We start from the raw sequence: 22536 nt of genomic DNA, 5'->3' as shown, positions 1-22536 counted from the left end.
CTACGGCGTGTCGTTGGGATTTTGGCTCACGCCATCTGCTCCGTCCAAACCGTCGGCGGGGCCAAGGGTTCTCGTTAACGTGCCGGACGGATACGAATAGATCGTTACCGTTCCCGACCCGCTGTTGGCGCTGTATAAGGTCTTTTCGTCCTTGCTCAACGCTACCCGAAACGGATCGAACATTCCGGAGACGATGCCCATATCCGTGGTATACGGTGGTGGAATTTTAAGGATCGCTCCGCGCTGGTCGTCGGCGATGATATCGCGCTGTTTGTCGAGGATGATGCCACCGGGCGATGCGACGCTCGCCGCGAGGAGCGTCGGGGTCGAATCGCCGCGCACGAACTCTTCGAACGCGCCACGCTTTTGCTTGTTGAAAAACGATACGAAAATATCGCCGCGAGCGTCGACCGCGACGCCTTCCGGTCCATGCTTGATCACGTACTGCCGTGCGATCGAGTCGGTGCATTGCGGAAACACGTCGATATACCCAATTTTTGCATAGAAGTTAAAGTCTGCAACGTACACGTTCCCCTTCGAATCGGTCGTCACGTTGACCGGATCGATCAAACCGGAAGCGTACGTACACGACGGCGACTTCGCGCCGGGCGCGAACTCCGTGATATTGACCGTCTCCAGGTTGGCAACGTAAACGTTACCCGAGTGGTCGACCCACACGCTATTCGTGTCCGATACTCCGTTGGTAATCGCACCATCGGGCCGATAGCTCTTATTCTTGAAAAGAAATACCGACGAGGCATCGTCGGCAACGTACAAATCCCTACCGGCTTTCGAGGCCGCCGGGTGGAGTCGAGCTTCGATCGGCTCGTAGCCGACCGCATAGCGCTTGTCGATGCCGTTCGGACCGGCGATCGCGGAGCCGCCGTCCGGCGGCCCCGCTGTCGCACAAGCAGCAAGCGATAACGCGCCTATCGCTACGAGAAAACGCGTTACCCGCATGCGATGGTTAGAGCGAACTCGGTGAATCGGCAACGCCTTCCGCGCCATCGAGACCATCGCTGGAGCCGAGCGTGTGGGTTAGCGTACCGGCGGGATACTTATAGATCGTGACCGTGCCGGAGCCGAAGTTGGCATTGAACAGAACTTTTCCGTTCTTGCTCAAGGCGGCGTGGAACGGGTCTGAGAGACCCGAAACCAGCGGAATCGCGGTCGTGTAGGGCTCCGGAATCACGTCGATCGAGCCCGCCTGGTCGTCGGCGATCAGGTCGCCATCCTTATCGATGGTCAGTCCGCCGGGCGAATCCACGGTTACCGATAAAATTTCGCCCGGCGTCTTGCCCTTGACGAACTCTTCAAATCCGCCGGTGAAGCCGCTATTGAAGAACGTTACGAACAGATCGCCTTTCCTATCGAGCACGGCACCCTCGGGTCCACTGGAAACGGAGTATTGCGTGGTGACCGTGTCGCTGCATTGTTTGAATTCGTCGATGTAACCAGGATTATGTAAGTCGTTGAAATCTACGACGAACACATCGCCCTTGGCATCGGTGGTCACGTTGATCGGATCGACGAGGCCGCTGTCGTAGGTGCATTTGGGCGTAGACGAACCGGGCGCAAACTCTTCGACGTTTTTCGAATCGACATTTGTGACGTATAAGTTGCCGGCCGTATCGACGGCGATTCCGTCGTTACTGTTGAATCCCGTAATTGAGCCGTTCGGTTTGTAGGTTTTGTTCTTGAACAGAAACACGGTCGCTCCGGAGTCCGAAACGAACACATCCTTGTCGGCCTTTGCTTTGGCCGGCGACAGCCGAGCTTGAACGGTTTGATACGAACCGCCATAACGCAGGTCGATGCCATTTTTATTCGCGATGGAAGACGAAGCGCGGCCTTGCGAGGCCGCTTGCGGCACGGATCCGGCGCTCGAACCCGAGGTCGAGCAGGCCGAAAGCAGCAAAGCGCCGGTTATTAGGCCGGCGCTTGCAATCGTAGAAACGGTACGCATAAAAAAGCCCCTCTATTTTTTCAGCATTGACGCGTGAAATTTTTCGACCCGGTGATCTGTTTGCCGTCGGGCGAAAGTTTGAGCGTGGAGGTTCCGTAGTACGTCAGCGTTACCGTGTTTCCGTCGAGATTCCAGTTGCCCGATACGCCTTGTGGATCCGTAACGTCTCCGTCCGCCGAGAACACGAACTTCTGACTTTGCGAATTATTCATCAACCACGTTCCCACGAGATTGGTCATGGCGCAACCGGTTGGAACCGGCGTCGGCGTGGCAGGAAGCGTGAGCGGCGTGCCCGTGCGGCCCTGAAACTTATCGTCGAGACCTTTGCACAACTGGTCGGCATTGAACGGACTTCCCGGTTGCTCGACCGAGCACGTGAACGTGACTTCGTACCCTTTATCGACCGGAAAACAGTGGATGGCGGCGGCGGATGTCGCGTGACCTTCACTGTCGGTCGCGCCGTAACCGAACCAGATCGCGGTTCCGGGCGATGTTTCACCGACCGTCGATAACTCGGAGCTGAGCGCGGCCTTGGCTTTGCTGCTACACGTTTCGATGGCTCCGTTGGGAATCACGAGTCGAATTCCGACCGAAAGCTGGACTGCTGCCGGGGTGGCTGCAGTGGAAGCCAGCAGCGCGACGACCGCAACGATCGCGGCGGCTCCCAAACGAAATCGACGAATCACAAGCATCGGCTATCCTCCGTTGGCGACGAGGGCTTTTCCGCCGAATGGCCGTCGCCCCCTGTCCTCGCTCGACACTCGAGGCAGGTTCGGGCTCGCATGCAATCGTAGCGGAGCGTTCGACGAATGAACGCTTTGATCGGGGCCGCAGTGACGGCATTCGTGGCGCTGTTTCCGATCGTCAATCCGATCGGCGGCGTTGCCGTGTTCTTTGCATTGACCAGTTCGGACACGCCCGCCGAACGCAACTCGACCGCCGCTCGTATCGCCATGTTCGTGGTGCTGATTTTGCTTGCGTTCGAGCTGGGCGGTTCGTACTTGCTCGAGTTTTTCGGCATATCGCTTGCGGCATTACGGATCGCGGGTGGAATGATCGTCGCGCACACCGCATGGACGATGGTGACGGCATCCAGCCGCATGACGCCGACCGAAAGCTCGGAAGCACAAACGAAAGACGATATCGCGTTCTCGCCGATGGCGATGCCGTTGCTCGCCGGCCCCGGATCGATCGGCGTTGTAATGGCGCTGGCAGCGCGCCCCGATCCGCGAGTGTGGCTGACGGGCATAGCGATCGCGGTCGTGTTGATGGGAGTCCTCGTCTATGCGCTCTTACGTCTGGGCGGACCGCTGGTGAAGCGATTGAGCGCCGGAACGCTGAGCGCGTTCGATCGCATTCTTGGATTTCTGATTCTCGCGATCGCGATCGAACTCATAATTACCGGCTTTAAGGGAGTGTATCCGAAGTTCGGGCTGTGAGCCGCGGCCCGATCCAGCCGTGCTCCGCGCAAGTCGCTTCCGAACGTCCGAAAAGAACGCCCAGTCCGCACTCTGAATCGAACATTCGGCGGTTATCGTGCGGCACGCCGCGAACGAATGCATAATCCTGATTCGTTCCGTCCGGAAAGAGCTTGCGGATATAACCGACGTAGAAGCGGCCGCGTTCGAAGCGATATGCGCCTTGCGCTTCGCCGCCGCAGCTGCGATCGAGATCGTCTTCCTTCGGATTAGTGTCGGCGGTACCGAGCAAATAGGTTACGCGGCGCAACGCGTAGCGTCGCTCTAACGATGCGGGCGAACCTCGCACGTACGGCGGCGCGCCGGCCAACCCGTAACGCCACTGGTTGAAATCGCTGCAAGCGGTTTGTGGCACCGGACGCCAATCGTTGAAATAAAAATACGACGACGGATTGGCGACCACGAGATGCACTGGGATGCGTCCGCGTGCGTCGAGTTGCGGCGCGTGTCCCACCACCGCATACCGCTGAACGATTTGGCCGCCGGCAGAGTGTCCGATCAGAACGATGTCGCGCATTCGCGGAAAGCGTCGAGCGTCGCTGAGACGCGCGATCATCGCGTCGAAGACGTCGTACGTGCTGACCGGTGCGTTGCGCGCATCCGAACCGCCCGGCCACGTGCTGGTCCAGTAGAGCGTCGAGGCCGAGACGTGGTGGCCGGCCAACTCCGACGATTCGACGAACTGTGGCGCGATCACGAGCACGTTCGAAACTCCGGCGCGAGCGACCGCACGCGTTCCGGTGTCGTAATAGTAATCCGCGTCGCGCAGAACCCCGTGCACGACGATCAACGCGCGCGTCGTGCCGGGATCGCCTTCCAGCGACCCGCTGCCGAAGTAGCGCGCGATGCCGCTTCCGCGAGGGGCGTTCACGACGAACTGCCGGTCCGCTAAGCGTCCGGCATTATCCGGCTGTGGCGTTTCGAGCGCCGCGACGGTCGCGAGCGCGAGCAGAGCTGCCTTCCACATGCTGCCGTCTTCGGGGACTCGCTCGGCACCTCCGGGGAGCTCGACATAATGAGCGCCGGACTACTCCACTTGTCCAAAGGCGACCAGCTCCAGACGAGCAAAGCATCGAAGCGACGCCGCCGCGCAAAGGAGTGAACATGAGCACGATGTCCGCCCACGAACGCACGCCCGATCCGATCGCCCTCCGCGACCATTTGACACTGACCTACAGCGAACTCGAAGAACGCAACCTGGCTGCAAAGCAGCAGCGGAAGGATCGCGCTGCGGCGCATCAACTCGCCGCCGAACGGCTCGAGTATCTCAGCGCCGAAAAACGGATCAAAGCCGTCACGGTGTTGTTCAGCGATCTCGAAGGCCGTCTGCACATGCTCGACTATGACAAGAAGTTTTTGCTGGACTCGCATGACAATCTCACCTTCGACGGTTCGTCGATTCGCGGGTTCACCGCCCAGCGCGAGAGCGACTTACGCTTGGCGTTGGATTGGAGCGCATTTTATTGGGCGCCGGCCGACGTCTTTGGTGCGGGCAAGGTGCTGGTCTTTGCCGACGTGCTCGATCGCGAAGGCCGCCCATTTGCCGGCGACATCCGCGGCGTGCTCAAACAGCTTTCGAACAAATGCTATGCCGAGCACGGATACACGCTCAACGCGGCCAACGAGATCGAGGGCTTTCTCTTCCAAGGGTTAGACGCAGAACGGCGTTATCACGAAACCGGCGCTTTCGAGTACGTCAGCATCGGCGGATATTTTCACTCGCTTCCCGGCGACCCGTTACGGACGTTTATCGATTCTGTCGCAGAAGTGCAGCGTGCGATGGGATTTCAGAACGAGAAAGACCATCCGGAGGTAGCGCCGTCGCAGTTCGAGATCAACTACAGTTACGGCGAAGTCGTCGCCGCCGCGGATCAGATCCAACTGTACAAACTCATCTGCCGCCAAGTTGCCACGCGGATGGGCATGACGGCCAGCTTCTTGCCCAAGCCCGTCGTCGGCGTGAACGGCAGCGGCATGCATACCAACGTCTCGGTGAGCCGCGACGGGAAAAATATTTTCTGGGATCCACAAGGCAAGGAACGGCTCAGCGCATTCGGATGGGAATTCATCGAGCGTATTCTGGCGCACGCGCCTGCGTTGTGCTTGATGTTCAACGCCTCGGTCAACGCATATCGCCGGCTCGATCCGCACTTTGAAGCGCCGAATCAAATTAAAGCATCGGCGATCGACCGCGGCTCGATGGTTCGAGTGCCCATCGGCAACGAACGAAGCGCGCGCGTGGAGGTGCGATCCGTGGGGCCCGATGCGAATCCGTATCTGGTGTTGTTGGCGGTGTTCGCGACCGGGTTGGGAGCGGATGTCGAAGGCACCGTCGCTTCGGCCGAACGTTATCTGCCGGACAATATCTACGATGCGCTTGCGGCGTTTCGCGAGTCGCGATGGCCGGACGCGATGCTAGGCGCCGAAATCAAAGAGAAATACGCGGAGCTCAAACAAGCCGGCGCAGATCGTTGCCCACGACTATTGGGAACCGTTGTGAAAGCGCAGGAAGTGCAACTGCATCACGAGGTCTACAACCAATATCTCTGGAGCTTGTTTTAGGTAGCAGTTCCTCAGCGGTGGCCGAGATGCCAGCCGTGATCTTCGCACAGGTACGGCCGTAAACCGGCGCTCTTCGCGGGGATCGCACGTTCTGCAAGTTTCTTGGTCGCGAACGCGGCCTTCGGGGAGCCGGTTTTGTTGTAACACGAACGCGCCCCACCGGATTTTCGGGGGGCGCCTTTCGAATCGTCAGCCGACATTTTGCAAGTCGCGCTGTACTGGTGTCACGTACAGCTTGCGTTGCATCGCCGCGGTTGGAACTTTGATCCGGTCGGCCAATCGCAAGAGCTGCAAAAAGCGCACTTGCCACCACGTCATGTCGATCTCATACCACTGCAATCCGTGACGCGCCGAAAACGGAAACGCGTGGTGATTGTTGTGCCAGCCCTCGCCGAACGACAGCAGCGCGACCCACCAGCAGTTGGTCGACTCGTCGTTCGTGCGGAACGTGCGATAGCCAAGCATATGGGCCGCGCTGTTCACGAACCACGTCGAATGATAGGCGAAGACCAGGCGTCCGAACACGCCCCACACCACAAACGGCCAGCCACCGATGAAGAAGAGCCCGACTGCTAAAGCGAGCTGCAACGGCAGAGCCAACCACGCGAGCGCACGATAAAATGGATCGGCCTCGAGGTCGGGTGCGTAGCGTCGGATTTCTTCATCGCTCGGCATCGCAACGTTGTTGCGGTACAGCCAATCGAAGTGTGCCCACCAAAAGCCGCGCTGAATGGTGTGCGGATCTCCATCGTGGTCGGCATGCGCGTGATGTTTGCGATGCACTGCCACCCAACGGATGGGATCGCCCTGCAGAGACAGCGTCCCAAACACGGCGAGAAGGTACTCCAGTGGCTTGCGCAAGCGCAGACTGCGATGCGTCAAGGTTCGGTGGAAGCACAGCGTGATTCCGAGTGCGCCGGTGCAATAAGCGATGAGTGCGCCCGTCGCAACTGCCGGCCAACAAAAAAAGCCTGGCCAAAAAATAGCCAGGGCTCCCAGGTGGATTCCGAACAGCGCGCCGCCCGTGAGCCGACGAGACAGAGAGCCGGCGGGTTGCTGACCCTCTGCGTTCATCGATGCTCTAATAGCGGTTAGCTATTTACCGGTAGCTGCTGCTACGCGACGAGAAACAGTCGCGGCAGTAAACCGGCTTATCCCCACGCGGTTGGAACGGCACTTCGGCAACGCCGCCGCATTGGCTGCAGGTCGCCTTGAACATCTCGCGATTTCCGCCGCCGCCGCCGGAGCCACCAGCGCCGCCACCACTCTGCGAGCGACCGGCCTTACGGGCGGTGCGGCAGTCGGTGCAGCGATTCGGCTTATTGGTAAAGCCCTTCATGGCGTAGAACTCTTGCTCGCCGGCGGTGAAGGGGAACTGACGGCCGCAATCCATGCAGGTCAGCATTTCATTGGTATACATTAACTAACGAGTCTCCTCAGGGTAGTGATTGTGTTTTCCGGATCCGACTCGCTAGTACGTGGAACGTGACCTTTGCGGACTTCGAAACCTGGTAACCAGAACACTATACACTATCCCGCTCGAAATAGTTCCAGTGACCCTGAACATTTTTTCCTAGGCGGCGACCAGGCCGACTCCTTGTTCCTAGCTCTCCGCTGTGAGATACTACGGGCGCTTCCTGCCAAGCAGAAGGAGAACGTTTGGCCCGTCCATCGCGTAACAGAAATCGGCCGCGGCGCACTTCCGATAACGGATCGACACCGCAGGCCCCAGACACCTCGAAAGAAGCTCCGCTGGAGCTTTTCGGGACCATCAAACAAGTGTTTCCGAGCACAACCTTTGCTGTCGAGCTCGAGAACGGGCACACCGTGCTGGCTCACATTGCCGGCCGTCTGCGCCGCCATCGGATCAAGCTGCTACTGGGCGATCGAGTAGAGCTCGAAATGTCGCCCTATGACCTCACAAAAGCGCGCATCGTCTACCGCTACCGTGCGGGCGAGGCCCGCCGCGCTCACTAGCTCCGTACGGGAATCCGCCGCTCGCCGCTCGAACACACGTTCGCTATAGCGGCGACTAGCGCGCGCGTGACCGACATGATAGGATGAGCGCTGTTGCCCGCGGGCAACCTCCCAATCCGGCCGCGGCCGGTGGTGGCGCGAGGATGCGTCACCTGGCTAGGGTTGCAACGCTCGAAACGAGCGCCGGCGACCAAAAACCACCTAGTCGAAAGGACGAACGATGGCTACCAGCAGGACGAAACGCGCCGTCAAAGACCGGCGCCCCAAGCGCAAGCCGTGCCAATTTTGCGCGGACCGCGTAATCGATATCGGATATCGCGAAATCAACCGCCTTAAAAAATACGTTTCCGAGCGCGGCAAGATCGTGCCGCGACGCATATCCGGAAACTGTGCCAAGCACCAACGCTTGTTGACCGTCGCAATCAAGCGCGCTCGGATCATCGCGTTCCTTCCCTACGTTTCGGAGTAGCGGCGAGTGAAGCTCATTTTATTGGCCGACGTATCGGCGCTCGGCAAAAAAGGCGCTATCGTCGATGTCGCCGAGGGGTACGCACGCAACTACTTGGTACCACGCAAGCTCGGCATCGAAGCCGATAAGGGCGCATTGGCAAAGCTGGGTTCGCAGCAGCAGGCGCAGCGGCGTCGCGACGAGATGGCATTATCCGATGCCAAGGAGCTCGCAAAGCGCCTCGAGACCGCTAAAGTCGCCGTCAAAGCCAAGGCGGGCGGCAACGGCCGTTTGTTCGGCACGGTAACGAACGCCGACGTCGCGACCGCGATCGCAGAGTCCCTCGACGTCGCAATCGATAAGCATAAGATCGAGCTGATCACGTCCATTAAGGCGTTGGGTTCGTACCCGGTCGAGATTCGTTTGCACAAGAACGTAACCGCCAAAGCGACGGTCGACGTCGTCTCGATGTAATCGAAGGCCGTGCCGGACGCATCGCATTACGCGTCGCGCTTCCGCCGGAAATTCGGCGTTGAAGACGAGCTGGGCCGTTACGTAACGGCCCTATACGACATGCTCGCGTCGGTGTTGGGACAGGATAAGGTCGTCCTGCGCGCCGGCAAAGTGAACGCTTTGCGCATGATGCGCTCCGCCAACCTCCCCGATCGCCTGTGCGCGCTGCAGCGCCTGGTCTTTGAAGACCCGACGCTGGAGCGTGCAACCACGCGCGCCCAACAGCGCAAAGCCATCGCGGAAATCGAAGACGCGATGGCGGACACGATGGCGCAGCGCAACGCCGAGGACGCGTTGGAAAAACGCGTCACCGAAAAGTTGGCGCAACGGCACGAAGAGTACGTCAAAGACCTCAAGCTCGAAGCGTTGCGGGAAAGCGGCGGTCCGGAAACGCCCGCGACGCAAGCCAAACTCGCCGAGCTCGACGCGTTGTCCCAGCGACCGCTCGCAGCGTCGGCATTGCGCCAGTTACGCCCGCAGAATTTGCGCGACATCGTTGGACAAGAAGCCGCGGTGCGCGCGCTGCTTGCAAAGATCAGCTCGCCGTTTCCCCAGCACGTATTGCTCTACGGCCCGCCCGGCGTCGGAAAGACCACGGTCGCGCGGCTGGCGTTGGAAGCCGCCAAAGCCCGTCCGCAAACGCCGTTCGGTAAGAACGCGCCGTTCGTGGAGGCCAGCGGTACGACGCTGCGTTGGGATCCGCGCGAAACGGTGAATCCGTTGCTGGGCAGCGTCCACGACCCGATCTATCAAGGCAGCCGGCGCGAGTTTGCCGAGGGCGGCATTCCCGAACCCAAGCTCGGCCTGGTGACCCGCGCCCACGGCGGCGTGCTGTTCATCGACGAGATCGGCGAGATGGATGCCGCGCTGCAACTGCGTCTGCTCAAAGTACTCGAAGATCGTCGCGTGATGTTCGAGTCGTCGTACTACGACGAGAGCGCCACCAACGTCCCGGAGTACGTCAAACGCCTGTTCCGCGACGGTGCTCCGGCCGACTTCATTTTGATCGGGGCTACGACCCGCGAGCCCGACGACATCGACCCGGCCATACGGTCGCGCTGCGCAGAAGTATTTTTCTCGCCGCTCACGCAGCACCAAGTCGTTTCGATCGTGCAAGGCGCGGTCAAGCGCTTGGGCGCGCGCGCGACTCGGGGCGTGCCCCGCGCGATCGCGTCGTATACGATCGAGGGCCGCAAAGCCGTGCAGCTCGTGGCCGATGCGTACGGCCAAGCACTCTATCGTTCGCGACCGGCGAAAGCCGCCGAGGGCGCAAAGCCGGCGGCGCCGGCGATTACCGAAGACGACGTGACATCTGTGGCGCAGACGAGCCGTTTGCTGCAGCACACGCCGGTCAAGGCGCGAGCCGTGCGCGAAATCGGCAAGACGTTCGGTCTGGGTGTGTTGCACTATCTCGGAAGCCTCATCGAGATCGAAGCCGTCGCGTTTACCGCGAGCGCTCCCGGCAAGGGCACGGTGCGTTTTAACGACACCGCCGGTTCGATGGCCAAAGACTCGGTGTTTAATGCGACCAGCGTATTGCGAACGTTCGTCGGAATCGACACGGCGAACTTCGATCTGCACATCAACATCGTGGGCGGCGGTAATATCGACGGGCCGTCGGCCGGGTTGGCGATCTTTCTGGCGCTGTATTCCGCAATCCTGAAAGCGCCTATGCCGCAAGACGTCGCGGTCACCGGCGAGTTGTCGATTCAAGGAAAGGTTCGGGGCGTCGGAGGTATCGTCGAAAAATTATACGCGGCTCGACAAGCCGGGATGCGACGAGTCGTGATTCCACGTGAAAACGCGCGCGAGGTCGATGCAACGATGGCCGGTCTCGACGTCGTACCCGTGCCCGATGTGGAATACGTCTTGCGCGAACTGAATATGAACAAGCGTTCCACAAGGCATTCACCGGCGACCCGCCGGAAGATCGCACGTCGTCCATGACCGCACAACCGTCGCCCACTCCGATCGACCGCATTCCGCCGCACAACATTGAGGCGGAGATGGCAGTGTTGGGTTCGATTCTCGTCGACAAAGAGATGCTGGGTGAAGTCGGGCAACTCGTACGTCCGGGCGATTTCTACGCACACGTGCACGAATCGATTTTTGCCGTGCTCGTGTACTTGTTCGAGCGCGACGAACCGATCGACAAGATTACCGTCAGCGAAGAACTGCGCCAGCGCGGCACGCTCGAACGCGTCGGTGGGGTGCCGTATATCAGTTCGCTGATGGACACGGTTCAGTCGGCGGCATCGGCGCGCTATTACGCCACGATCGTGCACGAGAAAGCCGCACTGCGCGCGTTGATCGGGGCCGGCACGCAAGTCACCAAACTCGGTTACGAAGGCGAAGAGGACGTTGCGGCGTCGCTGGATCGCGCGCAGCAACTGATCTATGCGATCGGCGAAGAGCGCGGCACGAAGGATTTCAAGCCGGTCCGCGATCTCCTGAAAGAAGCCTTCGACAGCATCGATCACCTGTATCACCAGCGCGGCGACCGTATCGGTTTGACGTCCGGGTTTCCGGACATCGATGCGATGACGACCGGTTTTCAGCCGGGGAACTTCGTTATCGTCGCAGCCCGCCCGGGCATGGGCAAGACGTCGTTCGCGCTCAATATGGCGGTGGCGGCGGCTCGCGACTCGAACCAGCCGGTCGCGTTTTTCTCGCTCGAGATGTCGAACAACGAGCTGATCCAACGACTGATCTGTTCGGAAGCGCGCATTTCGATGAACGATATGCGGCGCGGGAATATCAAACCGCATCAGTGGGAGTCGATCTCGCGGGCGATGGAAGGCCTCGACCAGTTGCCGATCTACCTCGACGACATGGGTGCGCTCAGCGTATCGGATTTACGCAATAGGTGCCGCGTCCTCAAGAAGTCGGCCGAAGGAGCTTTAGGGGCGATCTTCGTCGACTATCTGCAGTTGATGCGTCCGGCGGTGACATCGCGCAACGTCAATCGTAACGAAGAACTGTCGGATATCTGCCGCACGCTCAAAGTGACCGCCAAAGAACTGAAAGTTCCAATCGTGGCGCTGGCGCAGCTGAACCGTGCGGTCGAAAGCCGCTCCGATACCGGCAAACGCCCGATGCTATCGGACCTTCGCGATTCGGGATCGATCGAACAAGAGTCCGACGTCGTCGCGTTCTTGTTCCGCGAAGGCTATTACAAGCCCGAGTGCCCGGATCCCGAGCTAACTGAGTTTATCATCGCCAAACACCGCAACGGCCCGACCGGCACCGTCAAGCTGCGTTTCCAGCGCGAGTTCACGCTGTTCGTTCCGTACGGCGACGATTCGCACTACCCCGCCGCATAAACCGCCGGCCGAGTTTACAGCCGCGTTTCCTGATCCTCGAGCGTACCGATATTCTGCGCCAAGTACGTGCGCGAGAGTTTGACGTATTCGCCGGCCGAAATCTCGATCCAATGCGCGGCTTCGCCTTCGATGCGTTTCTTGACGACGGCCGGCGCGCCGGCCGCCAGCATGGCATCGGGAATCTCTGCGCGTTCGCCGACCACACTGCCGGCAGCGATCAAGGCGCCTTCGCCGATCCGGCAGCCGTTCAATAGCGTCGCGTTGCTGCCAATCAAGGCGTGTTGCCCGATCGTGCAATCTTCCATTACCACGGCGTGTCCGACGGTGACGTCGTCGCCGACGTACGTGCCACCGTGCTCGCTGACGTGCACGACCGCGTTATCTTGAACCGACGTGCGGGCGCCGATACGAATCGGACCGTTGTCGCCGCGCAGCACGGCGCCGAACCAGATGCTTGCCTGCGGGCCGACGACGACGTCGCCGATGAGGACCGCGGTTGGGGCGATAAACGCCGAAGGATCGATCTGCGGCCGCTTGCCGTTAAAGGGAATCAGCATGTGCGATGCTTCGCACCGCACCGCGGCGAACCTCGAACGCATGCATAGGCATCGAACGCCGCTGCGCGGCGTCCGCGCGATCCCGCATCCGAAGGCCGGCGACGCCAACTACACGGCGGTCAACTACGAGTACGCCGGGCGCGAAGGCCACATTCACGAGGTCGTCGAGATCGGCGGTCGATCGCTCGCCAAGGTCGGCTTTGCGGACCGCAAGATCGTGTACTACTTGCTCGACGATCTCGAACTCGACGATCGCGCCAAACGTGGCACGTTCCACGACGCGGACCCCGGTGGGGAAGTGGCTCCTACGGCGTAACCGCTGGGTTTTTATCGGCGAACGCGCCGCTCGGATTCGGCTTGACCCAAACGATCAGATCCCAGATCGACGGGAACTCGAAGATCGTCGCCACTGCAGACGCGTTGGGCACTTTTTTTAACGCGACGAGCGTCGCCGCGCTAGGTTGCGTGGTGCTACCGCCGGCTGCGGCAAACTTCGGATTCATGATCCAATGATCGTACGTCAGCTTTCCGGTAGTAGGATCGCGCTCGACGTAGTGAACGTGTCCGTCGAACTCTACCCATCGTCCGGGATTGATGCCCCACAGAGTCGGCCGTCCGGAATTTGCGCTCACCAGCACCGAGTAATCGGCGCCTAGCAAGTTTCCGTCCTTGCCGTACCATAGTTGGCTCGGGTGCTTGGCATCCATCGATTGCCAGTGCAGGTTCGCATAGCTGATTGCGCCGGTTTCGTCTTCGTTGGTATAGCGGATGTAGCCGGCCTTTTCGGCGTCGGCTGCGGTCGGATACCGTTTCATAAGATCGGCCTGGACGGCTGCGACGAACGCTTTTTCCGAAGCGCCAACGGGACCGTGATAGGTCGCGTTTTGATCGGCCAGGGTCCGAAGCGGCACGGCCAGGACGACTGCGGCCAGGAGTAGCGAAACGAGATGCTTGCTCATCGTTGGATTGTACGGGCTGGGGAGGCGACCGCCTATCAGAGTAGCGTCAAACCGGTCGCTGGGCGCGGCAGGGGCGCGCTGCCGAGCGGGCCAAAGCCAGGAGGCCGCGGCGCGGGGCCGCATTTTCGCCGACGTAGCTCAGTGGTAGAGCAGCTGTTTCGTAAATAGCAGGTCGTCAGTTCAATCCTGACCGTCGGCTGAGTACCTTTTGGAGAGAAGCATGAAAAGCACGATCGCAACGTTCGCCGCATTGTTCGCCCTTGTCGCGACCTACGGCCAATCCCAGGCCGCGACCCCGACGGCGCCCGCATCGGTCGGGACCGCCCTCCCGGCGTTCGAAGGGCAATCGCTCGACGGCAAGACGGTAACGTCGTCTCAACTACGCGGCAAGGTCGTCGTTCTGAACGATTGGGCGACGTGGTGCCCGCCGTGCCGTCACGAAACGGCCGACATGATAACGGCCTACCACAAATTGCACGCGCCCGACGTCGTCTTTCTGGGACTCGACGACAACGAAACGGTTCCGGTCGTTAAAAGCTTCATATCCACGCGGGGCGTTCCGTACCAAACGATTTTGGTCAGCCCGCACCTTCGGCAGCTGATCAGCGTCGAAGCGATTCCGACGACGATCGTCGTCGACAAGAACGGCATCGTACGCGCCCGTTGGACCGGCGGCGTGACGCCCGCGCAACTCGCCGAGTTTATCAATGGCGCGCGCCAAGGCCACAACGTGTACTACCTGTCGCCCGTGCAGAAGAAACTCGATTCGATGCTGGCCACCGGGCAGTTCACGCTGACCGGCTCGCCCACGCAAGTTCGCGCGGGAGCGGCCGCCGCCGTCAAGCAAGTCGCGGACGCCGAAGCCTACTTGAACGGGCTGCCGTCGTCGCAATCCGACTCGTACGACTACGCCCGTACCAGCCGTGAAGAGGGCGCGCTGCAATACGCCGCTGCAACCGCGGTATTGCGCCTGCAAAATACTCCGCAACAGAAGTTCGACGCGTATCTGTTGCAGGCAAAAGGTCTCGCGAACCTCGGCGACTCGGCGGGTGCGGTGCGCGCCACGCGCAACGCGCTGGCGTTGAAGCCGAGCGATCCGACGACGATCTTCCGTATGGCGCGCGCCCTGGGCGCCGCGGGCGATTACGCCGCGGCGATTCCGTACGCGACGAAGTACACCAACAGGCGTCCGCAAGATCCCGACGGCTTTAGCTGGCTCGCGATTTTCTACAAGCGTTCCGGTCAGCCGCAACAAGCGATCGCGCCGTTCCAAAAGAGCACGGCGTTGTTGGAGGCTGCAGTCAAAACCTCGGCGCCCAAAGATCGCAGCGATAACGCCGCCAACGCCGCCGATGAGTTGCTGTCGCTGGGCGATGCATACGTGACGCTCGGTGACGGACCGCAAGCACAACAGGCGTACGATTCCGCCAAGCATTACGCCGACATGGTCGATCCGAAGAGCCCGGCGGCCGAAATCCGTGATCGCGTGACGGAACGCGCGGCCGAAGGCACAGTAGCCGTTGCCGTCAAGCAAAATTCGAACATGGCGATTTCGGTGACAAAATGGACCGGCGCCGATCTTCCCGGCAGCGTGAGTTCGACGTACAAGTATCGCTTGATCGTCGTCGCCAAGACCGGCCAGCCGGTGACGTTGACCGCAGAGAACCTCGCACCCGGCTGGGTCGCGTCGTTCTGCGCCGATCGTCTCTGCTCGCCGGGTAAGGTGACGTTCACGCCTCCGGAAAGCGGCGTGAAAACGTACGAGTTCCAACTCGTTCCGCCGACCCCGGGTGCTAAACCGGGCAATAACATCACGGTAGCTTCCAACGGCGTCACGGCAGCCGTCCCCGCCCGCTAGCGTCCGCATACGGCCGGCTTTGCCGGCCGATGCTTCGGCGCTCGTTCCGTTGTTCGCACAGCTCGGATATCCGAACGATGCGGCAACGATCGAGCGCATGGTGCTTCGATGTTCGGATCGACGGAAAATCTACGTCGGAGAAATCCAGTCGAACGTCGTTGGATTTATCGCCGTCGAAATGCGCGACGAACTTGCAGATTGCGAGGGTGCGGAGATTCTCGCCCTCTCGGTCGACGAGAATAATCGAAGTAACGGAATCGGCGCCGCGTTGCTGCGTACCGCCGAAGAATGGGCGCGCGAACAGGGCGCACGGCGTGTCCGCGTGCGCTCCAACGTGATTCGCAAGGACGCGCACCGTTTCTATGAACGAGAAGAATACGCGCCGGTCAAAGACCAGCGCGTATTCGAAAAACGAAGCTAAGAGAAGTCTAGGCGCTAGCGCCGGGGACGAACTTGAGCGCGACGCCGTCGATACAGTAGCGTAGGTGCGTCGGCGCGGGACCGTCATCGAACACGTGGCCGAGGTGGCTCCCGCATTGACGGCAGTGCACTTCGGTGCGCGCTTCGACCAGCCCGTAGTCGGATTGTTCGCGGATCGCGTTCGGCAACACGTCGTAGAACGACGGCCAGCCTTCTCCGCTGTCGTATTTCGTCTTCGACGAAAACAACGCCAGATTACAACCGTAACAGCGATAGAGGCCCGCTCGAGTCTCGGTTAGCAGCGGGCTGGAGTTTGCCGGTTCCGTTCCTTTCTGGCGCATGACGTCGTAGCGCTCGCCACCGAGGAGCTCACGCCACTGCGAGTCGCTGTGCGTCACCGCGTATTGTTGCGATGGCGAGGCGAAAGCGCGCGACGCCGTCGCTCCACCGAGAACGAGCAATCCGCCGAGAAAAGCGACGCGATTCATCGTGCGGTCGGAATGTGACACGCCGCTCCACCATTCTTTTCGAAGTAGCGTTGATGATATTCTTCGGCTCTATAAAACGTGGGGGCCGCAAGAATCTGCGTTGCGATCGGCCGGCGATGATTTGCCTGTTCCGCATCGCGCGACGCGGTTGCAGTGCGCATCTGCTCGTCCGAATAGGTGAAGATGGCCGAGCGATATTGATCGCCGACATCCGGACCTTGCCGGTTGACCTGCGTCGGATCGTGCAGATTCCAAAACGCCTGCAATAGTTGTTCGTAGGTCACCCGTGACGGATCGAAAGTAACTTCGACCGCCTCGGCGTGTCCGGTTCCATGTCCGCAGACCTCGCGATAGGTCGGGTCTTGCGTTCTTCCGCCGATGTAGCCCGAGACGGCGTCAAGCACGCCGGGGATCTGGCGAAACGCGGCCTCGACGCCCCAAAAACAGCCGGCGGCGAAGGTCGCGGTTTGCGTAGTTGCGTTCATACATATTCTATAACGTTTGTCGCGCGCCGGCGGATGCGTCAACCGCCGGTGAGAGCGCGCAACACCGTCTGGCGGACTCGATTGAGGAGCGCGTTCGCATCGGGGCGGTCGTCCATCCAGTTCTCGATCATCAAGGCAAAGATGGTGGTGCTGCCATCCGGCCGCCTGGCGTATCCGGCCAACAGCCGGGCGTGATTGGTCGTGCCTGTCTTGGCGACGATGGCACCGGCCAGCGGCGCCGACGTGAAGTCGTTTACCAGGGTGCCGCTTCGGCCGGAAACCGGCAGCGCGGCCAAGATCGTCGTCCGGTAGCGTCCGTGCCAACCGGCGCTCAGAATCGCGACCAGCGCGCGCGGGGTAATGCGGTCGTATGCCGACAGCCCGGAACCGTCGGCGATCGTCAGCGTGCGCGGGTCGATGCCGATCGAGCGCAGCCATGCCGTTTCGACCGCTATGCCGGCGGCCCGATCGTCGAGGTGAGCAGTTGCCGGCGACGCCACGCCGAGCGCCTCGAGCAGCTGTTCGCCGATCAGGTTGACGCTGGGGCGCCAGAAATCGCCGAGCATCGTTCGCAGCGGCTCGGAACGATGTTGCCAGAGATGCGTTCCGCCAGGCGCAGATGTGAAGCGGACGGCGCCGTCGATGGCGATGCCGCGCGCGACCAGTGCATCGCGAAAGACCGCGGCCGCGTATGACGGCGGATCTGGAACGGCCGGCTCGAGGTCGTCGGAAAGCGGCGCTCCCAACGGGTAACTACCGGTGACGTCGATCTCGGACGGCACGTTCCAGGGCCGGTCGAGATCGGTGGTATCGTCGCTGCCGCGTGCGCCCGTCACCGCGCGATTGACGATCGTGAACGCGTTAACGGCCGGAGCGATCGAAAGCTGCGCGGGGTCTCCGGTGGCCGAGCCAGGACGCACGCGAACGTGTGCGATGTTGCGTTCGAGCGACAGCGCCGACGGAACGGCCGCGTATTCGTACGGCAGATCGTCGATCATCCATCCGCCGGGAAAACGAGGTGCCGAAAAATAGGATGCATCGGCAACGACGTCGCCGGTTACGTGCACGATACCGGCCGCACGAACGGCGGTCGCAGCGCTCTGTAGATCGGCGACCGAGAGTTGTGCGTCGCCGCCGCCGCGCAGTACCAGATCGCCGTTGAGCGTTCCGCTCGTTACCGGTCCGATCGCATCCACGCTGGTGCCGAATGTAAATGCGGGTCCCAATTTTGAGAGCGCCGCCGATCCGACGATTAGTTTGAACGTAGAGGCCGGGACGAAGTCGTCGTCCGGATCGCGCGCGTACACCGTGGCACCCGATGTATCCACGGCCAGCAGCCCTACGTGGGCGCCGCGCAATTCCGTCGAAGACAATGCAACGTCGATCGCGCGTTGCTGCGCGGATGACGCGGTAACCGCCGCCGGGCTCGTCGCTACAACTAGCGCGAGCGCGAACGACGCAAATCCTACACGTGCAGCGACGCGAACTGTTCCATAAAGCGGTCGATGCGCGACTGCTCGATACCGGCGGCTACCATTTGCACCGCAAGGTCGTCGCGATGTTCGGGCGGCGTAACGAACATGAACGGTGCGTCGCCGTCGCCCTCGGAACGAACCGTGCAGCTTTCGGCGCTCGCCGGAATCAAGGCCGTTTGGTATGGGGTAAGCGACACTTCGACGTCGTTGCAGCCGACGTTCATCGGGCAATCTAGCGACATCACGATCAACGGCCGTCCGCCGGTTTTCATCGTTGCCGGTTCGCTCGTCGCGACGATCCGTTCGACTACGAAGTGATTGTCGGCGATCAACGCCAAACGCTGTAAGCCGTCGAACGTGTAGGCGATTTGATCCAGCGTGCCGGCGCCCGTCGCCTTATAATCTAAAACGTCGGCGGCTTTTTGAATGTGCAGTTCGCGCGGTTTTCCATCGGCTCCGATACGGTTCCAATCGAACATCCGGTACGTTAAATCGCTAGCTTGCTGCGTTTCGAAGAGGGTGACACCCGCTCCGATCGCATGCACCATGCCGGCCGGAATATATACCGTATCGCCTGCCTTGACTGGAATGCGGCGCAGAATCTCGCCGAGCGTCCCATCGGCGACGCGACGTTCGTATTCTTCACGCGATGTGTCGCGCGTCCACCCAAGCACTAACTCAGCGCCGGGGTCGGCCGAAAACACGTACCAACACTCGGTCTTGCCGTTTGCTTGATGCTCGACCCGTTTTGCGTACGCGTCGTTCGGATGCACCTGTACCGAGAGCCAATCGTGCGCGGTGATGATCTTCGTAAGAACCGGAAAGATGCGAGTCGGGTCGATGTCGCCGAGAAAGCTTTTTCCTTGCGATTGCCGCAGGGTCGCGACCGAATCGCCTTTCAGAGGTCCGTTTATAACCGTGTCCGTGTCCCAGCACTCCCACGACTCGCCGATCTTCGCCGACGGGTCGCCGTGTTTGCCGTATTGCTTCACGAGTTCGTCGCCGCCCCATATTGCCGGCGCCAACTTCGGATCCAAAATATACGGATATACTGCCGCGTCGCTCATTGCGAGGGTCTTCGCAGTCGCCGGTCGGCGTCCCCGGGCAGAGGGCCGCTTCTTTCGTAGCGCTAAGAAAAATGCATGTCCGGGAACAGCGTGCTCGAGCGATCGATGGAAATTCTCGCGATGCTATTTGGCGACCGGCTCGGACACGACGTCGCCATTCGCCTTTGGGACGGAACCGTCATCGCTGCCCCGGGATCGCGCTTCGAACTGCGCGTTAACGGGCCGTCCGCATTGCGCGCGGCGTTTTCTCCGCCTTTGAGCTTGCGACCGGGTGAAGCATTCGTCGAGGCTTGGATCGACGTCGACGGCGATCTCGAAACCGCAATCGACGTCCTCGAGCGCAGCACCGAGCGGTTGTCGCCGATCGACCTGGCGCGCATGGCGGCGGCAATGGCTAGGCTGCCGCGACCGCCGCGCGCGTCGGGGTCGGCCCACCTAACGGGTGCGATCCATTCGAAGACGCGCGATGCCGCGGCGATCGGTTTTCACTACGATCAGCCGGTCGAGTTATACGCCAGCTTTCTCGACCCGCAACTCGTGTATTCGTGCGCGTACTGGGACGACGGCGTCACCACCCTCGAAGCGGCACAGCGCGCCAAACTCGCATATTCGCTCGATAAGCTCCGTTTGGCGCCGGGTTCGGAACTGCTGGACATCGGTTGCGGCTGGGGAGCGTTGGTCATCGCCGCCGCGCAGCGTGGCATTCGAGCGCTCGGGATCACGCTTTCGCAACGGCAGTACGAAGAGGCGCGCCGCCGCATCGCGGCACTGGGACTCGGCGGCCTGGCTCGAATCGAACGACTGGATTATCGCGATCTCGGCGACCGGCAATTCGACGCCGTCGCATCGATCGGGATGGTCGAGCACGTCGGTCGCGAGCGTCTCGACGAATATTTCGCCGTCGCCTACCGCGCGCTCAGACCCGGCGGCCTGTTTCTCAATCACGGAATCACGGGGCAATCGCGGGATGGCAAGGGGATCCGCCTCGCCAACGACTTTGTTGGCCGGTACGTCTTTCCGGACGGCGATTTGCTAGCGATCGCAACGGTGTTGCGTTCGGCCGAGTTGGCCGGTTTTGAAGTGCGCGACGTCGAGAATCTGCGCGAACACTACGCACGAACGTTGCGTGCGTGGGTCGAGAACCTCGGGAAGAACCGCGTCGCGGCGATCGATGCAACCGACGAGCGAACGGAGCGGGTCTGGCGGCTGTATATGACGGGAAGTGCGCGCAACTTTACGCTCGGGCGAATGGGGTTGGTCCAGACGCTGCTGGCCAAGCCGCTGCCCGACGGCACGAGCCGCATTCCGGCGACCCGAAGGGATTTGTACGTACGATGAGCGATCGCGTGGAAGCCTGGCCGGAACTGCCTCTTGAAGCCTGGCGCGAGACCTGCGAGACGCTGCACCGCTACGTGCAAGTAATCGGCAAGATTCGCTTGGCGTTGTCGCCGCCCGAGCCGCAGTGGGCGCACGTTGCGCTGTATGTAACGCCGCGCGGCATGTGGACGGGTGCGATTCCGTATGGAGAACGTTCGTTCTCGGTCGAGTTCGACCTGATCGATCACGGTATGCGCGTGCTCGTCAGCGACGGAACCGATCGTTCGATTCCGCTGGTTCCCCGTACCGTGGCCGATTTCTATCGTGAAACGATGCGGCTGCTGGACGAGCTAGGCCTCGACGTCCGAATCTGGGACGTTCCAGTAGAGCTTCCCGACAAGCTTCCGTTTCACGAAGACACCGAGCATCGTTCGTACGATCCGGCGTACGCACGGCGCTTCTCACAAGTTTTGCTGCAGGCCAACACGGCGCTCGAGCGGCACCGCGCACCGTATCGCTTGCGACATACGCTGGTACAGTTTTTCTTCGGTTCGTTCGACATCGCGTACGCGCGCTATTCGGGGCGTCCGGCCGAGCCGCCGTCGCAAGACATCATCATGCGCCTTGGCATGAACGCACAAGAGATTTGCACCGGCTTTTGGCCGGGGGATGCGCGTTTTCCCGAACCCGCATTCTGGAGCTACGGCTATCCGAAACCGGATGGAATCGAAACCGCATGCGTGGGTCCTTCGGCGGCCGGCTGGGACACGAACATGGGCGAGTTTATTCTCCGCTACTCCGACGTCCGCGCCGCTCGAGATCCGCATGCGCTGCTAGCCGAGTTCTTCAGCAGCACCTACGACGCGCTGGCGCAAAGCATGCAGTGGCCGCCCGGGGCATAAGGCGACGACGGTACAAAAAACGGGCGGCTCCGTGTAGCACGGAACCGCCCGAAGCGGAGCAGTCTATATAGAGCGGTTTACGGGAGGCGCGATTCGCAACGCTTCCAGTCGATGTTGGCGAAGAACGCCTCGATGTACTTGCCGCGTTCAGACGGTTTGTAGTCTTTGATGAACGCGTGCTCCCAAACGTCGAGCACGACGATCGGAGTGAAGCCCGCGAGGTGGCCGTTTTCGTGATCGCTGATCCAGTTATTGCTGATCTGACCGTTGGTGTCGTCGCGATACGCGATCGCCCAGCCGACGCCGCGCATACCGCCGACGGCGACGAAGTCTTTCTTCCACGCATCGAATCCACCGAACGACTCGCCGAGCGCGGTATAGAGTTTGCCGTTACCGATGTCGGCCGGCGACTTGGTCATGTTGTCGAAATAGTATTCGTGTAAGCGCATACCGTTGTATTCGAATCCGAGGCGGCGCACGAGTTCGGCGTAGCTCGGGTTGGCGCCGGCGGCTTCACCGGCAGAGCGCAAGGCGTCGAGCTTTTCGTTGAGCAGGTTCGCGTTCTTCACGTAACCTTCGTACAGTCCGAAGTGCATCTCCAGCGTTGCGTCGGAGATGCCTTGCAGACCCGAGAGATCCCACTTTTTTGCAGCGTACGTTTTCATAAGAGGGTGGTTCGCGCCGGGCGGCCCGTCTCCGGCCCGCCCGGCGATTTCCGCAGGAGGCGAGCGTTCGTCCCCC

At 61.1% G+C, this 22536-nt stretch carries 25 protein-coding genes and 1 tRNA gene; 13 read left to right on the top strand and 13 right to left on the bottom strand.

From position 1 onward, the window contains the following. From VGF98_08795 to VGF98_08785, 3 genes are read right to left on the bottom strand one after another with little or no spacing between them, the layout of a single operon-like run. The gene (locus tag VGF98_08795) at nt 1–960 is read right to left on the bottom strand and encodes a hypothetical protein (protein ID HEY1681717.1); all 960 of its coding nucleotides are present in this window, start codon (nt 958–960) and stop codon (nt 1–3) included. A gap of 7 nt (nt 961–967) precedes the next feature. Further along, on the bottom strand, nt 968–1966 hold the full coding sequence (locus tag VGF98_08790; protein ID HEY1681716.1) for a hypothetical protein: 999 nt from the start codon (nt 1964–1966) through the stop codon (nt 968–970). 20 nt (nt 1967–1986) lie between these two features. Beyond that, complete coding sequence (locus VGF98_08785) at nt 1987–2652, bottom strand: hypothetical protein (protein HEY1681715.1); 666 nt, start codon at nt 2650–2652, stop codon at nt 1987–1989. A gap of 123 nt (nt 2653–2775) precedes the next feature. On the opposite strand from VGF98_08785, the gene VGF98_08780 reads away from it, so the two are divergent. After that, on the top strand, nt 2776–3405 hold the full coding sequence (locus tag VGF98_08780; GenBank protein ID HEY1681714.1) for a MarC family protein: 630 nt from the start codon (nt 2776–2778) through the stop codon (nt 3403–3405). Here VGF98_08780 and VGF98_08775 read toward each other — a convergent pair. After that, entirely contained in the window at nt 3374–4411 is a 1038-nt protein-coding gene (locus VGF98_08775; protein HEY1681713.1) for a hypothetical protein, read from the bottom strand. The two genes, VGF98_08780 and VGF98_08775, sit on opposite strands and share 32 nt — an antisense overlap. Nucleotides 4412–4548: 137 nt before the next feature. Here VGF98_08775 and VGF98_08770 point away from each other — a divergent pair, with 137 nt between their 5' ends. Next, on the top strand, nt 4549–6006 hold the full coding sequence (locus VGF98_08770; protein HEY1681712.1) for a glutamine synthetase family protein: 1458 nt from the start codon (nt 4549–4551) through the stop codon (nt 6004–6006). A 189-nt stretch (nt 6007–6195) separates the two neighbouring features. Here VGF98_08770 and VGF98_08765 read toward each other — a convergent pair whose 3' ends face one another. Both VGF98_08765 and VGF98_08760 read right to left on the bottom strand, forming a co-directional pair. Continuing rightward, nucleotides 6196–7080, bottom strand: coding sequence for a fatty acid desaturase (locus VGF98_08765; protein HEY1681711.1), 885 nt, complete (start codon nt 7078–7080; stop codon nt 6196–6198). Between the two features lie 25 nt (nt 7081–7105). Beyond that, nucleotides 7106–7426 (bottom strand): zinc-ribbon domain containing protein, encoded by a 321-nt coding sequence (locus VGF98_08760; GenBank protein ID HEY1681710.1) that lies wholly within the window; start codon nt 7424–7426, stop codon nt 7106–7108. Nucleotides 7427–7758: 332 nt separating this feature from the next. Here VGF98_08760 and infA point away from each other — a divergent pair, with 332 nt between their 5' ends. The 5 genes from infA (at nt 7759) to dnaB (ending at nt 12267) form a co-directional block, all read left to right on the top strand. Beyond that, nucleotides 7759–7983, top strand: coding sequence for a translation initiation factor IF-1 (gene infA / locus VGF98_08755; protein HEY1681709.1), 225 nt, complete (start codon nt 7759–7761; stop codon nt 7981–7983). A 220-nt stretch (nt 7984–8203) separates the two neighbouring features. Then, nucleotides 8204–8452, top strand: a complete 249-nt coding sequence (gene rpsR, locus VGF98_08750) for a 30S ribosomal protein S18 (GenBank protein ID HEY1681708.1) — start codon at nt 8204–8206, stop codon at nt 8450–8452. Nucleotides 8453–8458: 6 nt separating this feature from the next. Further along, nucleotides 8459–8905, top strand: coding sequence for a 50S ribosomal protein L9 (gene rplI / locus VGF98_08745; protein HEY1681707.1), 447 nt, complete (start codon nt 8459–8461; stop codon nt 8903–8905). 9 nt (nt 8906–8914) lie between these two features. Further along, nucleotides 8915–10891 carry a Lon family ATP-dependent protease gene (gene lonC, locus VGF98_08740; GenBank protein HEY1681706.1) on the top strand — a complete coding sequence of 659 codons (1977 nt, stop codon included), beginning with the start codon at nt 8915–8917 and terminating at the stop codon, nt 10889–10891. Next, nucleotides 10888–12267 (top strand): replicative DNA helicase, encoded by a 1380-nt coding sequence (gene dnaB / locus VGF98_08735; protein HEY1681705.1) that lies wholly within the window; start codon nt 10888–10890, stop codon nt 12265–12267. Before lonC ends, dnaB begins: the two co-directional genes overlap by 4 nt. Nucleotides 12268–12281: 14 nt before the next feature. Here dnaB and VGF98_08730 read toward each other — a convergent pair whose 3' ends face one another. Continuing rightward, nucleotides 12282–12824, bottom strand: a complete 543-nt coding sequence (locus tag VGF98_08730) for a gamma carbonic anhydrase family protein (protein HEY1681704.1) — start codon at nt 12822–12824, stop codon at nt 12282–12284. Between the two features lie 40 nt (nt 12825–12864). On the opposite strand from VGF98_08730, the gene VGF98_08725 reads away from it, so the two are divergent. Next, complete coding sequence (locus tag VGF98_08725) at nt 12865–13140, top strand: hypothetical protein (protein HEY1681703.1); 276 nt, start codon at nt 12865–12867, stop codon at nt 13138–13140. Here VGF98_08725 and VGF98_08720 read toward each other — a convergent pair. After that, the gene (locus VGF98_08720) at nt 13130–13783 is read right to left on the bottom strand and encodes a hypothetical protein (protein HEY1681702.1); all 654 of its coding nucleotides are present in this window, start codon (nt 13781–13783) and stop codon (nt 13130–13132) included. The two genes, VGF98_08725 and VGF98_08720, sit on opposite strands and share 11 nt — an antisense overlap. A 127-nt stretch (nt 13784–13910) precedes the next feature. Between VGF98_08720 and VGF98_08715 the strand changes: the two genes are divergently transcribed. The 3 genes from VGF98_08715 to VGF98_08705 all read left to right on the top strand — a co-directional run bounded on the left by VGF98_08715 (nt 13911) and on the right by VGF98_08705 (nt 16062). Further along, a tRNA-Thr gene (locus VGF98_08715) sits at nt 13911–13982 on the top strand. A 21-nt stretch (nt 13983–14003) separates the two neighbouring features. Further along, nucleotides 14004–15641 carry a redoxin domain-containing protein gene (locus VGF98_08710; protein ID HEY1681701.1) on the top strand — a complete coding sequence of 546 codons (1638 nt, stop codon included), beginning with the start codon at nt 14004–14006 and terminating at the stop codon, nt 15639–15641. Nucleotides 15642–15660: 19 nt separating this feature from the next. Continuing rightward, nucleotides 15661–16062, top strand: coding sequence for a GNAT family N-acetyltransferase (locus tag VGF98_08705; GenBank protein ID HEY1681700.1), 402 nt, complete (start codon nt 15661–15663; stop codon nt 16060–16062). Between the two features lie 7 nt (nt 16063–16069). Here the strand turns inward: VGF98_08705 and msrB are convergent, their stop codons facing one another. The 4 genes from msrB to VGF98_08685 all read right to left on the bottom strand — a co-directional run bounded on the left by msrB (nt 16070) and on the right by VGF98_08685 (nt 19576). Further along, nucleotides 16070–16570 (bottom strand): peptide-methionine (R)-S-oxide reductase MsrB, encoded by a 501-nt coding sequence (msrB, locus tag VGF98_08700; protein ID HEY1681699.1) that lies wholly within the window; start codon nt 16568–16570, stop codon nt 16070–16072. Continuing rightward, a complete protein-coding gene (gene msrA / locus VGF98_08695) occupies nt 16546–17034 on the bottom strand; it encodes a peptide-methionine (S)-S-oxide reductase MsrA (protein ID HEY1681698.1) in 489 nt (162 codons plus the stop codon). The genes msrB and msrA overlap by 25 nt, the downstream gene beginning before the upstream one ends. 38 nt (nt 17035–17072) lie before the next feature. After that, nucleotides 17073–18419, bottom strand: a complete 1347-nt coding sequence (dacB, locus tag VGF98_08690) for a D-alanyl-D-alanine carboxypeptidase/D-alanyl-D-alanine-endopeptidase (protein HEY1681697.1) — start codon at nt 18417–18419, stop codon at nt 17073–17075. Between the two features lie 80 nt (nt 18420–18499). Next, complete coding sequence (locus VGF98_08685) at nt 18500–19576, bottom strand: type I phosphomannose isomerase catalytic subunit (protein HEY1681696.1); 1077 nt, start codon at nt 19574–19576, stop codon at nt 18500–18502. A 75-nt stretch (nt 19577–19651) separates the two neighbouring features. Here VGF98_08685 and VGF98_08680 point away from each other — a divergent pair, with 75 nt between their 5' ends. Then, nucleotides 19652–20914 carry a cyclopropane-fatty-acyl-phospholipid synthase family protein gene (locus tag VGF98_08680; protein ID HEY1681695.1) on the top strand — a complete coding sequence of 421 codons (1263 nt, stop codon included), beginning with the start codon at nt 19652–19654 and terminating at the stop codon, nt 20912–20914. Continuing rightward, nucleotides 20911–21795 carry a DUF5996 family protein gene (locus VGF98_08675; protein HEY1681694.1) on the top strand — a complete coding sequence of 295 codons (885 nt, stop codon included), beginning with the start codon at nt 20911–20913 and terminating at the stop codon, nt 21793–21795. The genes VGF98_08680 and VGF98_08675 overlap by 4 nt, the downstream gene beginning before the upstream one ends. A gap of 77 nt (nt 21796–21872) precedes the next feature. Here VGF98_08675 and VGF98_08670 read toward each other — a convergent pair whose 3' ends face one another. Then, nucleotides 21873–22460, bottom strand: a complete 588-nt coding sequence (locus VGF98_08670) for a Fe-Mn family superoxide dismutase (protein ID HEY1681693.1) — start codon at nt 22458–22460, stop codon at nt 21873–21875. Between the last annotated feature and the right edge of the window lie 76 nt (nt 22461–22536).

It is taken from the genome of Candidatus Tumulicola sp., from assembly GCA_036490475.1.
Taxonomy (GTDB): domain Bacteria; phylum Vulcanimicrobiota; class Vulcanimicrobiia; order Vulcanimicrobiales; family Vulcanimicrobiaceae; genus Tumulicola.
Note: the sequence above shows the minus strand (reverse complement) of the source record. Positions and strands in the feature narration are given on the sequence as shown.

Bases quoted from the DNA above. Each gene is read 5' to 3' on its own strand.
- VGF98_08795 (HEY1681717.1), bottom strand. From the start codon at position 960: ATGCGGGTAACGCGTTTTCTCGTAGCGATAGGCGCGTTATCGCTTGCT.
- VGF98_08790 (HEY1681716.1), bottom strand. From the start codon at position 1,966: ATGCGTACCGTTTCTACGATTGCAAGCGCCGGCCTAATAACCGGCGCT.
- VGF98_08780 (HEY1681714.1), top strand. From the start codon at position 2,776: ATGAACGCTTTGATCGGGGCCGCAGTGACGGCATTCGTGGCGCTGTTT.
- VGF98_08775 (HEY1681713.1), bottom strand. From the start codon at position 4,411: ATGTGGAAGGCAGCTCTGCTCGCGCTCGCGACCGTCGCGGCGCTCGAA.
- VGF98_08770 (HEY1681712.1), top strand. From the start codon at position 4,549: ATGAGCACGATGTCCGCCCACGAACGCACGCCCGATCCGATCGCCCTC.
- VGF98_08765 (HEY1681711.1), bottom strand. From the start codon at position 7,080: ATGAACGCAGAGGGTCAGCAACCCGCCGGCTCTCTGTCTCGTCGGCTC.
- VGF98_08760 (HEY1681710.1), bottom strand. From the start codon at position 7,426: ATGTATACCAATGAAATGCTGACCTGCATGGATTGCGGCCGTCAGTTC.
- rpsR (HEY1681708.1), top strand. From the start codon at position 8,204: ATGGCTACCAGCAGGACGAAACGCGCCGTCAAAGACCGGCGCCCCAAG.
- dnaB (HEY1681705.1), top strand. From the start codon at position 10,888: ATGACCGCACAACCGTCGCCCACTCCGATCGACCGCATTCCGCCGCAC.
- VGF98_08730 (HEY1681704.1), bottom strand. From the start codon at position 12,824: ATGCTGATTCCCTTTAACGGCAAGCGGCCGCAGATCGATCCTTCGGCG.
- VGF98_08725 (HEY1681703.1), top strand. From the start codon at position 12,865: ATGCATAGGCATCGAACGCCGCTGCGCGGCGTCCGCGCGATCCCGCAT.
- VGF98_08720 (HEY1681702.1), bottom strand. From the start codon at position 13,783: ATGAGCAAGCATCTCGTTTCGCTACTCCTGGCCGCAGTCGTCCTGGCC.
- VGF98_08710 (HEY1681701.1), top strand. From the start codon at position 14,004: ATGAAAAGCACGATCGCAACGTTCGCCGCATTGTTCGCCCTTGTCGCG.
- msrA (HEY1681698.1), bottom strand. From the start codon at position 17,034: ATGAACGCAACTACGCAAACCGCGACCTTCGCCGCCGGCTGTTTTTGG.
- VGF98_08685 (HEY1681696.1), bottom strand. From the start codon at position 19,576: ATGAGCGACGCGGCAGTATATCCGTATATTTTGGATCCGAAGTTGGCG.
- VGF98_08680 (HEY1681695.1), top strand. From the start codon at position 19,652: ATGTCCGGGAACAGCGTGCTCGAGCGATCGATGGAAATTCTCGCGATG.
- VGF98_08675 (HEY1681694.1), top strand. From the start codon at position 20,911: ATGAGCGATCGCGTGGAAGCCTGGCCGGAACTGCCTCTTGAAGCCTGG.
- VGF98_08670 (HEY1681693.1), bottom strand. From the start codon at position 22,460: ATGAAAACGTACGCTGCAAAAAAGTGGGATCTCTCGGGTCTGCAAGGC.